The following is a 13,882-nucleotide window of genomic DNA, read 5'->3' on the forward strand; positions in this document are numbered from 1 at the left end:
CAAGACTGGGTCGTGCACCCAGGGGCCATTCCCCGCGTATTCACGCATCGTTCCGGTTCGCCTGGCGATTCCGGGGCGTGTTTCGTGGTGGTGACGGACCCCACCGGGTGTGCGTACAAACCGAACTCAAGTTACCCAAGGTAGGTGAGTGCTTAATGCCTTCTGTCAAAGTACGTGATAACGAGCCGTTTGACGTCGCGCTGCGTCGCTTCAAGCGTTCCTGTGAAAAGGCCGGTGTCCTCTCGGAAGTGCGTCGTCGCGAGCAGTACGAGAAGCCGACCGCAGAGCGCAAGCGTAAGGCGGCCGCGGCCGTCAAGCGCCATGCCAAGAAGCTTCAGCGTGAGCGCAAGCGTTTCGAACGGCTCTATTGATCCGTACTGGAGTCGGTGAGGGCATCCGGCCCATGCCGTCTCAAGAGGGACGCCAAGCGGCCGCCTAACGGTGGCCGCTTGTTTTTGTCGCCTCCTCCCGCTTCCCGCAGGTTTCCCGCATGTCCGGTCAGATCCCCCAGCGTTTCATCGATGATCTCCTGGCCCGCGTCGACGTGGTCGAGGTGGTCGGCGAGCGCGTGAAGCTCAAGAAGGCCGGTCGCAACCACTCCGGGCTCTGCCCCTTCCATCAGGAGAAGTCGCCGTCGTTCACCGTCAGCGCCGACAAGCAGTTCTATCACTGCTTCGGCTGCGGCGCCCACGGCAATGCCCTGCGCTTCCTGATGGAGTACGACAAGCTGCGCTTTCCCGAGGCCGTGGAACAGCTGGCCGGCCGGCTCGGCATGGAGGTGCCCCGCGAGGGTGCCGACGACCCGCGGGCCCAGGCCCGCGAGCGCAAGCGCAAGGAGGGGGTCAACCTGCTGGAGCTGTCGGCCAGCTTCTTCCGTGAGCGGCTGAAGATGCCGGAGGGCGAGAAGGCCCGCCGCTATCTGGCCGATCGCGGGCTGTCGCCGGAGGTCCAGCAGACCTTCGGCATCGGCTGCGCGCCGGCCGGTTGGGAAGCGCTCAAGCGCCACCTCTCCGAGCGCGGCATCGCCGAGGCGGTGCAGATCGAGTACGGCCTGCTGGTGCATCACGAGGACAGCGGGCGCACCTACGACCGCTTCCGCGACCGGGTGATGTTCCCGATCCGCGATATTCGCGGGCGCACCATCGCCTTCGGCGGCCGTGTGCTGGGCGATGCCAAGCCCAAGTACCTCAACTCCCCCGAGACGCCGGTGTTCCACAAGGGGCGCGAGCTCTACGGCCTCTATGAGGCGCGCCAGGCCAATTCGCGGCTCGAGAGGGTGGTGATCGTCGAGGGCTACATGGACGTGGTGGCGCTGGCCCAGTTCGGCATCCGCAACGCCGTGGCGACGCTTGGCACCTCGACCAGCGAGGAGCACCTGAGTCGGCTGTTCCGCATGGTCGGCGAGGTGGTGTTCTGCTTCGACGGCGATCGCGCCGGCCGTCAGGCCGCCACCCGGGCGCTGGAGACGGTGCTGCCGCAGATGATCGACGGTCGCCAGGCACGCTTCATGTTCCTCCCCGAGGGGGAGGATCCGGATACCCTGGTGCGCCGCGAGGGGCCGGAGGCCTTCGAGGATCGCATCACCTGCGCCAGCCCGCTGTCGGAGTTTCTCTTCGATCACGCGGCCGAGGGGCGCGATCTGGCGACGATCGAGGCGCGCGAGCGCTTCGCGAGCCAGGTGCTCGCGGCCATCGGCAAGCTGCCGGAGGGCGTGTTGAAGTCGCTGCTGCTGGGGGAGCTCTCGCGGCGCACCGGCGTCGACCAGTCGCGCTTCGAGGCGCTGGTCGCGCCCGTCGAGGTGCCGCCGAGCGAGCCGCCCCTGGCGCCGGAGGCCGAGTGGCGCCCCGAGGACGAGGGGCGCGAGGCGCGCCCGGCGCCGGGCAAGGGGAGGCAGGCCCTGAGCCTGATGGGGCGCGTCCTGCAGCTGCTGGTGCACGAGCCGCGGCTGGTGGAGCGCCTGCCCGACGCGGCTGACTGGTACCCCGAGGCGGACCCGGAGGCGCGGCTGTGTCGCGAGGTCGAGCGGCTCTTGCGGGCGGGTCGCTACCGCAGCGCCCAGGTGCTGCTGGCCCACTTTCACGGCACGCCCGAGGGAGAGCGGCTGGCCGCGCTGGCGCGCCGAGAACTGCTGATTCCCCCCGGGGCGCGAGCCGCCGAGCTGGACGGGCTGGTCGAGCATTTCCAGCGCCACCGACTGAGGTCGACGCGTCAGGAGGAAGTCGATGCCCTGCTGTCCAAGCAGCAGAGGGGCGAGCGGCTGTCGCAGGAGGATCGGCAGCGACTGATGACGCTGCTCGCCGACCCGAAGGGGTGAGGCAGCGCAGGGTCGCGATCGCGCCGGCGGTGGTAGCGGGGGTTGAATTTTCTGCCACCATCACCACATACGAGGAAGCTGTCTTTGGAAGGCGCAACCTCACAACCTAACACACCTGAATGACCGCGCAAATACACCGAACTGGCAGGAAGGCGGCCTTACCCGCTATACTTTCCGGCTTATCGAGTTTTCACCGCCTCAGTACTTCAGGTGCTTCATTCTTCTTCGTCGAGATAGGGTTTCTATGGCTGGAAATGCGCAGCAGCAGTCACGTCTGAAGGAGTTGATCGCGCGCGGCAAGGAACAGGGCTTCCTGACCTATGCCGAGGTCAACGACCACCTTCCCGAGGATATCGCCGACCCGGATCAGGTGGAAGATATCATCGGCATGATCAATGACATGGGCATCAGCGTCGTCGAGGAAGCCCCCGATGAAGATACCCTGATGATGTCGGATCACTCCACCGACGAGTCGGCCGCCGAAGAGGCCGTCGCCGCGCTCGCCGCGGTGGAGAGCGACGTGGGTCGTACCACCGACCCCGTGCGCATGTACATGCGCGAGATGGGCACCGTCGAACTCCTGACCCGCGAGGGCGAGATCGAGATTGCCAAGCGGATCGAGGAGGGCACCCGCGAGGTGATGTCGGCGCTGGCCTACCTGCCCGGCGCGGTCGACTCCATTCTCGACGCCTACGATGCCACTCAGGACGAGGAGGCGCCCGGTCGCCTCTCCGACCTGTTCTCGGGCTTCATCGACCCCGACGAGGGGATCCCCGGCGTCGCGGAAGCGGAAGTGCCCGAGGAGGAGCCCCGCGACGAGTCCGAGGGCGATGCCGAGGACGACGAGGATGCCGAGGCGGAGGAAGAGAGCGTCGGCGGCCCCGATCCCGAGGAGGCCCGCGCCCGCTTCGAACAGATTCGTGAGCAGAACGCCGCGGCTCAGGCGGCCATCGAGGCCCACGGTCGCAGCGCGAAGCCCGCCCAGGAAGAGCTCGCTCGCCTGGCGCAGCTTTTCTCGCCGATCAAGCTGGTGCCCAAGCACTTCGAGCGCCTGGTCGGTCAGGTGCGCATCAGCGTCGAGCAGGTGCGCGCCCAGGAAAAGGCCATCATGCAGCTGTGCGTGAAGAAGGCCAAGGTGCCGCGCAAGACCTTCATCAAGGCCTTCCCGGGCAGCGAATCGCGTCTCGAGTGGCTCGACGAGTTCGGCGCCGCCAATCCGAAGTATGCGGCGCGCCTGGAGCCGCTGCGCGGCGATATCCAGCGCTCCCAGCGCAAGATCGCCTTCGAGGAAGAGATGATTCAGCTGGCGGTGACCGAGATCAAGGAGGTCAACCGTCGGCTCTCCATCGGCGAGGCCAAGGCGCGAAGGGCCAAGAAGGAGATGGTCGAGGCCAACCTGCGCCTGGTGATCTCGATCGCCAAGAAGTACACCAACCGCGGCCTGCAGTTCCTGGACCTGATCCAGGAGGGCAATATCGGCCTGATGAAGGCCGTCGACAAGTTCGAATATCGTCGCGGCTACAAGTTCTCGACCTATGCCACCTGGTGGATCCGGCAGGCGATCACGCGCTCGATCGCCGACCAGGCCCGCACCATCCGTATCCCGGTGCACATGATCGAGACCATCAACAAGCTCAATCGCGTGTCGCGGCAGATGCTGCAGGAGATGGGTCGCGAGCCGACGCCCGAGGAGCTCGGCGAGCGTCTCGAGATGCCCGAGGACAAGGTCCGCAAGGTGCTCAAGATCGCCAAGGAGCCGATCTCCATGGAGACGCCCATCGGCGACGATGACGACTCCCACCTGGGCGACTTCATCGAGGACGGCACCATCCTGCTGCCCATCGACTCGGCGACCGGCGAGGGGCTGATCGAGGCCACCCGTAACGTGCTCGGCGGCCTCACCGCCCGTGAGGCCAAGGTGCTGCGGATGCGTTTCGGCATCGACATGAACACCGACCACACCCTCGAGGAGGTCGGCAAGCAGTTCGACGTGACCCGCGAGCGGATCCGCCAGATCGAGGCCAAGGCGCTGCGCAAGCTGCGCCATCCGTCGCGCTCGGAGCCGCTGCGCTCCTTCCTCGACGAGTAAGCCGCCGGCCTTCGCTCACGACGACGCCCGCAGCCCCTGGCTGCGGGCGTCGTCGTTTGTGAGCATCGTCAATGGGGGAACTGCTCGGGGGGTGACGCGGGGCGTCAAGAGGGGGCGTCACAAGGAGAGGCACGAGAAAGCCTCATGGGAAGGCGCCGCCGTGCGGGCCGGATCGGCCGGCACAGGCGCGCCTCAGTCGGCGGCCAGGCGGCCCCAGCGGCGCACCAGCAGCACCAGCTCGATCATGGCGATGAACAGCAGGGTATAGCCGAACAGCTCGGTGACCTCCTCGGCGGCGTCCTTGAAGGTGCGCAGGTAGGCGTCGCCGAGGATCGCCTGCCACATCTCGCTGCGCCCGAAGAGCCGCGAGTAGACGTAGGTGGTCAGGAAGCCCGCGGCGAACAGGCCGAATGAGAAGCTGTTGGCATAGCGCGCGAACTCGCGGGCGAAGGCGTGGCGGCCGCGGATCACCACGAACAGGATGGGCAGCACCACCAGTGCGACCAGCGCCTGCCAGGCGCCATCGAACACCCAGGCATCCAGCCAGGCATCCTGCTCGCGAATCAGCGAGGCGAGCGGCAGGGCCAGCAGCAGCAGGGAGACATGCGTCAGCCGCGGGCTCGTCAGGCGCACGTAGAGTGCCAGGCCGGCGCTGGCGGCGAGCAGCAGCGACTGGGCGGGCTCGATGAAGCCGCGCTCGGAGAACTTCTGGCCCTCGAGTCCGAGCGCCTCGATCATCACGCCCTGCATCAGCAGGCCGATCAGGACAATATACAGCAGGGCGCGCAGGCTGGTGGCGCGAAAGTCGATGGGCGTGGGCGCTTCGGGGGGGAGGTGGCGTGGCATGGGCGTCTCGGGGCAAATCACATTCATTGGTGAATGTATATGATACTCGGGTCGCCCCCGCCTGCCTATCGATTCCGCCGCGTCGATTCCGACGCGTCTATTCCGTGCCGTCGGAGGCGCGCCGGGCCTCCTCGACGAGCCAGTCGTGCACCGCGGCGACCCGGCGATCGTCCAGCGCCCCCGGGGCATGGACGATGCCGTAGCGCATGCCGGTCGGCACGCGCTGGGCGAAGGGCGCGATCAGGGCGCCGCTGCCGAGCTCTCCGCGGATCAGGGTCTGGCGGGCGATGGCGACCCCCATGCCGGCGATGGCCGCCGCCATGGTCAGGTGGTGGCGGTTGAAGGTATAGCCCCGGCGCAGGTTGAGGGGCGGCGCCGCGATGGCCTCGAGGTAGCGCTCCCACTCGGCATGCTCGTGGCTGCCCCGCCAGGCCGTGACGTCATGCAGCAGCGGGTACCAGGCCAGGTCGGCGGGATGGCGCAGGGGCGGTCGGCCCCGCAGCAGGGCGGGCGCGCAGACCGGGAAGATCCGCTCCTCCATCAGCGGCGTGATGGCGAGTCCGGGGGCGTGGCCATCGTTCAGGTCCAGCGCCAGGTCGAAGTCGCCGTCGCGCAGCGAGACGCTGCTGTCCTCGGCGGTGACGTGCAGTTCGATGTCGGGGAAGCGCGCCTGCAGTCGGGGCAGGCGGGGCATCAGCCAGTTTTGCAGGAAGGAGGGCACCGAGCGCAGCCGGATCACCCCGCTCATCACGCCGCTGCGCAGCCGCCGCACCTCCAGCCCCACCGCCTGATAGGCCTCGTCGACCACCGCCGCCAGGCGCCGGCCCTCCTCGGTCAGCTCCAGTCGACGCGGCCGGCGGCGAAACAGCTTGAATCCCAGCCGCTGCTCGAGCTGCTTGATCTGCTGGCTCACCGCGCCGGTGGTCACGTGCAGCTCCTCGGCCGCCCGGGTGAAGGAGAGGTGGCGAGCGCTGACGGCGAAGACCTTCAGTCCGGCATGGGTCTGGGCGTTGAGATGCGAGTTCATGGTTTAGTCATTCTATACCGTAGGCCAGATATTCTCGATTGTCGGGGCGTCGGTTCGCCGCCATGATGAGGCCATCTATCGGCAGGCGTCGAGTGGCTTTAGTTTAACTGTCTGATGAACGATCAGGCGGCCGCTGGCCCGGAACGCCGGAACGCCGGAACGCCGGAACGCCGGCCCAGACACGAGGCATCATCATGGCAATCAGCGTCTTCGACCTGTTCAAGATCGGCATCGGGCCGTCCAGCTCCCATACCGTCGGCCCCATGCAGGCCGCCTACGACTTCGTGCAGGTGCTCAAGCGCCGCGAGCTGCTCGAGCGCGTGGCGCGCATCGAGGTGCACCTGCACGGCTCGCTCTCGGCCACCGGCAAAGGGCACGGTACCGATCGTGCCATCATCATGGGGCTGATGGGCGAGCGCCCCCAGCACATCGATCCGGCGATCGTCTCGCCGTGCATCGAGGAGCTGCTCGAGTCTCAGGCGCTGATGCTCGACGGACGCCTGGCGATCCCCTTCCGCTGGACCCGGGACCTGCAGTGGCATGACGAGAGCCTGCCCTACCATCCCAACGCCATGACCCTGGTGGCTCACGGCCACGCCGAGGAGCTCTACCGCAACGTCTTCTACTCGGTGGGCGGCGGCTTCGTGATCGACGAGGCGCAGGCCGCCAGCGGCGAGCTGGACGCCGACACCACGGCGCTGCCGTATGACTTCAACAGCGCCGCCGAGCTGCTGGCGCTGTGCCGGCTGCACGGTCTGCGCATCAGCGAGCTGATGATGGAGAACGAGAAGGCCTGGCGCAGCGAGGCCGAGGTCCGCGCCGAGCTGTGGCGCATCTGGGGGGCCATGCAGGCCTGCGTCGATCAGGGGTTGGCCGCCGAGGGCATCCTGCCCGGCGGGCTCGAGGTCCGGCGCCGCGCCGCCGCCCTGCACCGTCGCCTCGAGTCCATGGACGACGATCGCAGCCTGATCGCCTCCACCTTCTCGGCGATGGACTGGGTCAACGTCTTCGCCCTGGCGGTCAACGAGGAGAACGCCGCCGGTGGACGCATGGTCACCGCGCCCACCAATGGCGCGGCGGGCATCATCCCGGCGGTGCTGCACTACTACATGAAGTTTCAGCCCGAGGCCGACGAGCGCTGCGTGGTCGACTTCCTGATGACCGCCGCCGCGGTGGGCATCCTGTGCAAGAAGAACGCCTCCATCTCCGGCGCCGAGGTAGGCTGCCAGGGCGAGGTGGGCTCGGCCTGCGCCATGGCGGCGGCGGGGCTGACCGAGGTGCTGGGCGGCACGCCGGGCCAGGTGGAGAATGCCGCCGAGATCGGCCTGGAGCACAACCTGGGGCTCACCTGCGACCCCGTCGGCGGGCTGGTGCAGGTACCCTGCATCGAGCGCAACGCCATCGCCTCGGTCAAGGCGATCAACGCCGCCCAGATGGCGCTGCGCGGCGACGGCGAGCACTTCATCTCGCTGGACAAGGCGATCCGCACCATGCGCGACACCGGCGCCGACATGCAGGATAAGTACAAGGAGACCTCCAAGGGCGGTCTCGCGGTCAACGCCATCGAGTGCTGACGGCGACTCGATCCGCGACGAAGTCGTGAGCGGTGCGGCCCGGCGGGTCGCCGAGCAGAACAGGCGCGATGCCCCCGACGGGGGCATCGCGTTTTTTTTGGCTTACATAGTTTGCAAGCTATTGATAGCGCGGGCGTCTACACCATTGGTCGAGTTCCGGCGTTCTCCTGTTGCCCCGCCGCTTCGGCTCCTCTAGCTTACGTTAACGTAAAGTGCAGAGTGTTCTCCGGGGTCGCGTGATCTGGCATCACGGGCCCTCGATGCCGGCACCGCCACAACAACGACAACAGCCGACAACAACGACAACAGCATCCACGGCGGATCGCGCCAGCGATCCAGAGAGGACCCACCATGACCCAGGAGTTCATACTGGAAACTCGCGGGTTGACCAAGGAGTTTCGCGGCTTTACCGCCGTGGACGACGTCAATCTGCGGGTCCGGGAGGGGCACATCCACGCCCTGATCGGCCCCAACGGGGCCGGCAAGACCACCGTCTTCAATCTGCTCACCAAGTTTCTGCCGCCCACACGCGGCGAGATCCTCTATCGCGGCAAGCCGATCACCAACATGCGGGCCAACGAGATCGCCCGGCTCGGCCTGGTGCGCTCCTTCCAGATCTCGGCGGTGTTTGCGCACATGACCGCCATGGAGAACGTGCGGGTGGCGCTGCAGCGCCGCCTCGGCACCTCCTTTCACTTCTGGAAGTCCGAGAAGAGCCTCGAGCACTTGAACGAGCGGGCCATCGAGCTGCTCGACGAGGTCGGCCTCAAGGAGTACGCCGACGTGCTCACCGTGGAGATGCCCTACGGGCGCAAGCGGGCGCTGGAGGTGGCGACCACCCTGGCGCTGGATCCCACGCTGATGCTGCTCGACGAGCCGACCCAGGGCATGGGCGCCGAGGACGTCGACCGCATCGTCGAGCTGATCCGGCGGGTCGCCAAGGGCCGCACCGTGCTGATGGTGGAGCACAACCTCAGCGTGGTCAGCCGCCTGTGCGATCGCATCACCGTGCTGGCCCGCGGCAGCGTGCTCGCCGAGGGCGACTACCAGAGCGTCTCCCGCGACCCGCGGGTGCGAGAGGCCTACATGGGCAGCGATGCCGAGACACAAGAGGAGGCCAGCGCATGAGCCAGGCAGCACAGACGCTCGGCGAATACCAGGATCGGGACGGGGCCGAGATGCTGCGCATCAGCGACCTGCATGCCTTCTACGGCGAGTCGCACATCCTGCATGGCGTCGACATCGACGTGAGGCGCGGCGAGCTGGTGACCCTGTTGGGGCGCAACGGCGCCGGGCGCAGCACCACCCTCAAGTCGATCATGAACATGGTCGGCCGGCGCACCGGCTCGATCGTGATCAACGGCACCGAGACCCTCGACATGAAGCCGCATCGCATCCCGCGGCTCGGCGTGGGCTATTGCCCCGAGGAGCGCGGCATCTTCTCAAGCCTCGACGTCGAGGAGAACCTGCTGCTGCCGCCCACGGTACGCAGCGGTGGCATGGGGATCGACGAGATCTATGCCATGTTCCCGAACCTCTACGAGCGACGCCGCAGCCAGGGCACCCGGCTCTCCGGCGGCGAGCAGCAGATGCTGGCCATGGCCCGCATCCTGCGCACCGGCGCCCGGATGCTGCTGCTCGACGAGATCACCGAGGGGCTGGCGCCGGTCATCGTCCTGGCGCTGGGCGAGGTGCTGATCAAGCTCAAGGAGCGCGGCATGACCATCGTGCTGGTGGAGCAGAACTTCCGCTTCGCCGCGCCCCTGGCCGACCGTCACTTCGTGATGGAACACGGCCGCATCATCGAGGAGATCAGCGCCGCCGAGCTGCCCGCTCGACGCGAGCACCTCAACACCCTGCTGGGGGTCTGACGGCGCGCCGCCGGCCCTCGGTCTCTGCACCGCAAGCACTCGTATCGACAAGCATCCGCATCGACAACAACAAAGGGCCCACCGGGCCACGGAGATGATCATGACCTTCAACAGAAAGACGCTCGCCAGCAGCATCGCCCTCGCCGCCGCCACCCTGGTCGCCGGCTCCGCCCAGGCCCAGATGAGCGACGACGCGGTCCGCATCGGCTACCTCGCCGACATGTCCGGCACCTATCGCGACCTGGCCGGTCCCGGCGGCCTCGAGGCGCTGAAGATGGCCGTCGAGGACATCGGCGGCGAGGTCAACGGCGTGCCGATCGAGGTGTTCAGCGCCGATGATCGCAACAGCGCCGACGTGGGCGCCAACACCGTGCGCGGCTGGGTCGACCAGGAGAACGTCGACCTCGTCGCCGGCATGGTGGCCTCCTCGGTCTCCATCGCCGTGAGCAAGGTGCTGGAGGAGGCGGGAAGCCTCGCGATCATCTCCGGCTCCGCGGCCTCGAGCATCACCAACGAGCACTGCACGCCGAATCACCTCCACTGGGTCTACGACACCTACCCGCTGGCCAACGGCACCGCCAAGGCGGTCGTCGACCAGGGCGGCGATACCTGGTTCATGCTTACCGCCGACTACGCCTTCGGCCATGCCCTGGAGGCCGACGTGACCAAGGTGGTGGAAGAGAACGGCGGCGAGATCATCGGCGGCGTGCGCCATCCCTTCCCGACCAGCGACTTCTCCTCCTATATCCTGCAGGCCCAGGGCTCCGGCGCCAAGATCGTCGGCCTGGCCAACGCCGGCTCCGATACCGTCAACGCCATCAAGACCGCCAGCCAGTTCGGCCTGGTGCAATCCGGCCAGCAGCTCGCCGGCCTGCTGATCTTCCTCAACGACGTCCACGCCATGGGCCTCGAGTCCACCCAGGGCCTGCTGCTCACCACCGGCTGGTACTGGAACATGGACGAGCAGTCCCGCGAATGGGCCGAGCGCTACTTCGAGCGCGTGGGCCGGATGCCGACCATGGTCCAGGCCGGCGTCTACTCCAGCACCATGCACTATCTGAACGCCGTGGAAGCCGCCGGCACCGACGAGAGCCAGGCGGTCCGCGCCCAGATGGCCGAGACGCCCGTCGAGGACTTCTTCGCCCGCAACGGCCGCATCCGCGAGGATGGCCGCATGGTCCACGACATGTACCTCGCCGAGGTGAAGTCGCCGGAAGAGTCTACCGGCGAGTGGGACCTCTACGAGATCAAGAGCACCATCCCCGCCGAAGAGGCCTACCGCCCGCTCGCCGAGAGCCAGTGCAAGCTGGTGCAGAACTGAGCGGGTCGAGGCAGGGCGGCGGCCACGGCCGCCGCCCCTCTGACGGGAGGAACGTGACATGACGATGATATTCGGGGTGCCGTTGGCGGTGTTCATGGGCCAGCTGATGCTGGGCCTGATCAACGGTGCCTTCTATGCCCTGCTGAGCCTGGGGCTGGCGGTGATCTTCGGGTTGTTGAAGATCATCAACTTTGCCCACGGAGCCCAGTACATGCTGGGCGCCTTCGCGGCGATGCTGGCCCTGGAGTACCTGGGCATCAACTACTGGGCCGCGCTGCTGCTGGTGCCGCTGGTGGTGGGGACCCTGGGGGCGGTGCTCGAGCGGCTGATCCTCAGGCGCATCGCCCACCTCGACCATCTCTACGGGCTGCTGCTCACCTACGGCCTGGCGCTGATCTTCGAGGGCACTCTGATCAACATCTTCGGGGTCTCGGGGTCGAGCTATCCCACCCCCGAGGCGCTCCAGGGCGGCCTGAACCTCGGCTTCATGTTCCTGCCGACCTATCGCGCCTGGGTGCTGGTGGCGGCGCTGGTGGTCTGCGGCGGCACCTGGTTCATCATCGAGCGCACCCGCCTCGGGGCCTACCTGCGCGCCGGCACCGAGAACCCCGCGCTGATGCAGGCCTTCGGCGTGAACGTGCCGCAGCTGATCACCCTGACCTACGGCTTCGGCGTGGCGCTGGCCGCCTTCGCCGGGGTGCTGGCCGCACCCCTCTATCCGGTCTCGCCGACCATGGGCTCGAGCCTTTTGATCGTGGTCTTCGCGGTGGTGGTGATCGGCGGCATGGGGTCGATCCTCGGCGCGATCCTCACCGGTCTCGCCATGGGCCTGATCGAGGGCCTCACCAAGGTCTACTACCCCGAGGCGGCCAACACCGTGATCTTCCTGGTGATGATCCTGGTGCTGCTGCTGCGCCCCTCGGGTCTCTTCGGCAAGGAGGCATGACGCCATGGCTACGACCCACTCCCTGACCCCCGCCATGCAGCGTCAGCGCAGCGCGCGGTTGCGGCGCAACCTGCTCTACCTGGTGCTGCTGGCGCTGGCCCTGCTGGCCCCGCTCGCCATCTACCCGGTGTTCCTGATGAAGGTGCTGTGCTTCGCGCTTTTCGCCTGCGCCTTCAACCTGCTGCTGGGCTATGCCGGGTTGCTCTCCTTCGGCCATGCGGCCTTCCTGGCCACCGGGGGCTACTTCACCGGCATCATGCTCTCGAGCTACCCGGGCCTGACGCCGGAGGCCGGCATCCTGATCGGTACCCTGGCGGCGGTGGTGCTCGGCACCTTCTTCGGCGTGCTGTCGATCCGTCGCCAGGGCATCTACTTCGCCATGGTGACCCTGGCGCTGGCGCAGATGGTGTACTTCTTCTTCATCCAGGCGCCCTTCACCGGGGGCGAGGACGGCCTGCACGGCGTGCCGCGCGGCGAGCTGTTCGGGCTGATCAGCCTCTCCGACAACCTGCCGATGTACTACTTCGTGCTGGCGATCTTCGTGATCGGCTTCGCGATCATCCAGCGTACCGTGCACTCGCCCTTCGGCCAGGTGCTCAAGGCGATTCGCGAGAACGAGCCCCGGGCGGTGTCGCTGGGCTACAACGTTGATGCCTACAAGCTGGTGGCCTTCGTCATCTCCGCGGGCCTCGCTGGCCTCGCCGGTTCCACCAAGACGGTGGTGTTCCAGCTGGCCTCGCTGACCGACGCCCACTGGCACATGTCCGGCGAGGTGATCCTGATGACCCTGCTGGGCGGAGTGGGCACGCTGTTCGGCCCCGTGGTGGGTGCCGGCCTGGTGGTCAGCCTGCAGACGCAGCTGGCGCAGTCGCCGATCGGCAACTGGGTCAGCGTGATCCTCGGTGCGATCTTCGTGATCTGCGTGCTGAGCTTTCGCAGCGGCATCGTCGGCGAGATCGACAAGCTGGTGCGCAAGAACTTCAAGTAGGTCGTCGCGGCAGGAACGCCATCGGGCGCCCCACGGGGCGCCCGATGGCGTTCTGGGTGGCACCGGCGGTGGAGGACGTCACAGGACTCCCTTGGCCTTGGCCGTATGGATGGCGATGGCATCCATCAGCGGTGGCGACAGGCAGTCGTAGGGTTCCAGGCCCAACGCCTTTAGCTGGCCGCGGACCTTGTCCATGTGGTCCGGATTGGCGCCCGACTCGATGATCGAGGAGACGAAGGCGGCGAACTCCGGCGCCGCCCAGCCGGTGTCGTCGGAGAGTTCCGTGTGGATGAAGTCCAGGCCGTGGAAGGGGTGGTCGGTATTCTCGATGCGGCCGAACATGTGAACCCCGCACTCCTTGCAGGCATGGCGCTGGATGGCGGCCGAGGTGTCGACGACGTCCAGCTTGTCCTCGTTGGCGGTAACGCTGAGGTTGTCGCGGGGTACCACGGCGACCATCGAGAACAGGGCCCCCTCGGGTTTCCAGCACTTGGTGCAGCCGCACACATGATTGTGGGCGCACTGCGCCTCGACGGTCACTTCGACGGGGTTGTCGGTACAGTGGCAATGCAGGGTGCCGCCGTTGAAGCTGTCGCTCCCGGCACGCACACCGCTATCCACGGCCGGATGGATGCTGATCTCGCTCATGGTGGTGGCTCCCTGGGGGGGTGTGGCTGCTGTGGAAGATGTCGCCGTGGTGGTCGCGGGTCGTTCACGGCCCTGCTGAGGCGTTGTCGAGGGTCTCGCCCCCTGGCCGCCGAACCAGCGCTTCAAGGTATCCATCAGGCTCATGGGCTTCCGCTCCTCTTGTGGTCTTGTCAGTATGGCGATCACCCGAGTCGTGGTGGGCCTGGCGGTACCTGCCGGTTGTCCCACCATCAGTAGTGTAGAACGCTGCGGATGCTC

12 protein-coding genes are annotated in these 13,882 nt (G+C 67.2%); 9 read left to right on the top strand and 3 right to left on the bottom strand.

Annotation, left to right across the window (positions count from 1 at the left end):
* The first annotated feature begins 155 nt into the window (after positions 1–155).
* The 3 genes from rpsU to rpoD all read left to right on the top strand — a co-directional run bounded on the left by rpsU (position 156) and on the right by rpoD (position 4,403).
* Positions 156–371 (top strand): 30S ribosomal protein S21, encoded by a 216-nt coding sequence (gene rpsU, locus ABE957_RS08515; RefSeq protein WP_013333229.1) that lies wholly within the window; start codon positions 156–158, stop codon positions 369–371.
* A 119-nt stretch (positions 372–490) separates the two neighbouring features.
* Positions 491–2,314, top strand: a complete 1,824-nt coding sequence (gene dnaG / locus ABE957_RS08520) for a DNA primase (RefSeq protein WP_349758236.1) — start codon at positions 491–493, stop codon at positions 2,312–2,314.
* 244 nt (positions 2,315–2,558) lie between these two features.
* A complete protein-coding gene (gene rpoD / locus ABE957_RS08525; protein WP_349758237.1) occupies positions 2,559–4,403 on the top strand; it encodes an RNA polymerase sigma factor RpoD in 1,845 nt (614 codons plus the stop codon).
* Between the two features lie 192 nt (positions 4,404–4,595).
* Here the strand turns inward: rpoD and ABE957_RS08530 are convergent, their stop codons facing one another.
* Positions 4,596–5,249: a hypothetical protein gene (locus ABE957_RS08530; protein ID WP_349758238.1), complete on the bottom strand. Its 654-nt coding sequence runs from the start codon at positions 5,247–5,249 to the stop codon at positions 4,596–4,598.
* 97 nt (positions 5,250–5,346) lie between these two features.
* Positions 5,347–6,276, bottom strand: coding sequence for a LysR substrate-binding domain-containing protein (locus ABE957_RS08535; protein ID WP_349758239.1), 930 nt, complete (start codon positions 6,274–6,276; stop codon positions 5,347–5,349).
* Between the two features lie 194 nt (positions 6,277–6,470).
* Here ABE957_RS08535 and ABE957_RS08540 point away from each other — a divergent pair, with 194 nt between their 5' ends.
* From ABE957_RS08540 to ABE957_RS08565, 6 genes are all read left to right on the top strand, one after another.
* Entirely contained in the window at positions 6,471–7,850 is a 1,380-nt protein-coding gene (locus tag ABE957_RS08540; protein WP_349758240.1) for an L-serine ammonia-lyase, read from the top strand.
* A 351-nt stretch (positions 7,851–8,201) separates the two neighbouring features.
* Positions 8,202–8,978, top strand: a complete 777-nt coding sequence (locus ABE957_RS08545) for an ABC transporter ATP-binding protein (protein WP_349758241.1) — start codon at positions 8,202–8,204, stop codon at positions 8,976–8,978.
* Positions 8,975–9,721 carry an ABC transporter ATP-binding protein gene (locus ABE957_RS08550; protein ID WP_349758242.1) on the top strand — a complete coding sequence of 249 codons (747 nt, stop codon included), beginning with the start codon at positions 8,975–8,977 and terminating at the stop codon, positions 9,719–9,721. Before ABE957_RS08545 ends, ABE957_RS08550 begins: the two co-directional genes overlap by 4 nt.
* 100 nt (positions 9,722–9,821) lie before the next feature.
* Positions 9,822–11,042 carry an ABC transporter substrate-binding protein gene (locus tag ABE957_RS08555; protein WP_349758243.1) on the top strand — a complete coding sequence of 407 codons (1,221 nt, stop codon included), beginning with the start codon at positions 9,822–9,824 and terminating at the stop codon, positions 11,040–11,042.
* A gap of 58 nt (positions 11,043–11,100) precedes the next feature.
* Positions 11,101–11,988 carry a branched-chain amino acid ABC transporter permease gene (locus ABE957_RS08560; RefSeq protein WP_349758244.1) on the top strand — a complete coding sequence of 296 codons (888 nt, stop codon included), beginning with the start codon at positions 11,101–11,103 and terminating at the stop codon, positions 11,986–11,988.
* Between the two features lie 4 nt (positions 11,989–11,992).
* Entirely contained in the window at positions 11,993–12,976 is a 984-nt protein-coding gene (locus ABE957_RS08565; RefSeq protein ID WP_349758245.1) for a branched-chain amino acid ABC transporter permease, read from the top strand.
* A gap of 78 nt (positions 12,977–13,054) precedes the next feature.
* Here the strand turns inward: ABE957_RS08565 and gfa are convergent, their stop codons facing one another.
* Positions 13,055–13,624, bottom strand: a complete 570-nt coding sequence (gfa, locus tag ABE957_RS08570; protein ID WP_349758246.1) for an S-(hydroxymethyl)glutathione synthase — start codon at positions 13,622–13,624, stop codon at positions 13,055–13,057.
* Positions 13,625–13,882 lie beyond the last annotated feature (258 nt).

Origin of the sequence: Halomonas pelophila (assembly GCF_040196315.1) — a bacterium.
In the GTDB taxonomy this organism is placed as follows: domain Bacteria; phylum Pseudomonadota; class Gammaproteobacteria; order Pseudomonadales; family Halomonadaceae; genus Halomonas; species Halomonas pelophila.

Bases quoted from the DNA above. Each gene is read 5' to 3' on its own strand.
- rpoD (WP_349758237.1), top strand. From the start codon at position 2,559: ATGGCTGGAAATGCGCAGCAGCAGTCACGTCTGAAGGAGTTGATCGCG.
- ABE957_RS08550 (WP_349758242.1), top strand. From the start codon at position 8,975: ATGAGCCAGGCAGCACAGACGCTCGGCGAATACCAGGATCGGGACGGG.
- ABE957_RS08565 (WP_349758245.1), top strand. From the start codon at position 11,993: ATGGCTACGACCCACTCCCTGACCCCCGCCATGCAGCGTCAGCGCAGC.
- gfa (WP_349758246.1), bottom strand. From the start codon at position 13,624: ATGAGCGAGATCAGCATCCATCCGGCCGTGGATAGCGGTGTGCGTGCC.
- ABE957_RS08560 (WP_349758244.1), top strand. From the start codon at position 11,101: ATGACGATGATATTCGGGGTGCCGTTGGCGGTGTTCATGGGCCAGCTG.
- dnaG (WP_349758236.1), top strand. From the start codon at position 491: ATGTCCGGTCAGATCCCCCAGCGTTTCATCGATGATCTCCTGGCCCGC.
- ABE957_RS08530 (WP_349758238.1), bottom strand. From the start codon at position 5,249: ATGCCACGCCACCTCCCCCCCGAAGCGCCCACGCCCATCGACTTTCGC.
- ABE957_RS08535 (WP_349758239.1), bottom strand. From the start codon at position 6,276: ATGAACTCGCATCTCAACGCCCAGACCCATGCCGGACTGAAGGTCTTC.
- ABE957_RS08545 (WP_349758241.1), top strand. From the start codon at position 8,202: ATGACCCAGGAGTTCATACTGGAAACTCGCGGGTTGACCAAGGAGTTT.
- ABE957_RS08540 (WP_349758240.1), top strand. From the start codon at position 6,471: ATGGCAATCAGCGTCTTCGACCTGTTCAAGATCGGCATCGGGCCGTCC.
- ABE957_RS08555 (WP_349758243.1), top strand. From the start codon at position 9,822: ATGACCTTCAACAGAAAGACGCTCGCCAGCAGCATCGCCCTCGCCGCC.
- rpsU (WP_013333229.1), top strand. From the start codon at position 156: ATGCCTTCTGTCAAAGTACGTGATAACGAGCCGTTTGACGTCGCGCTG.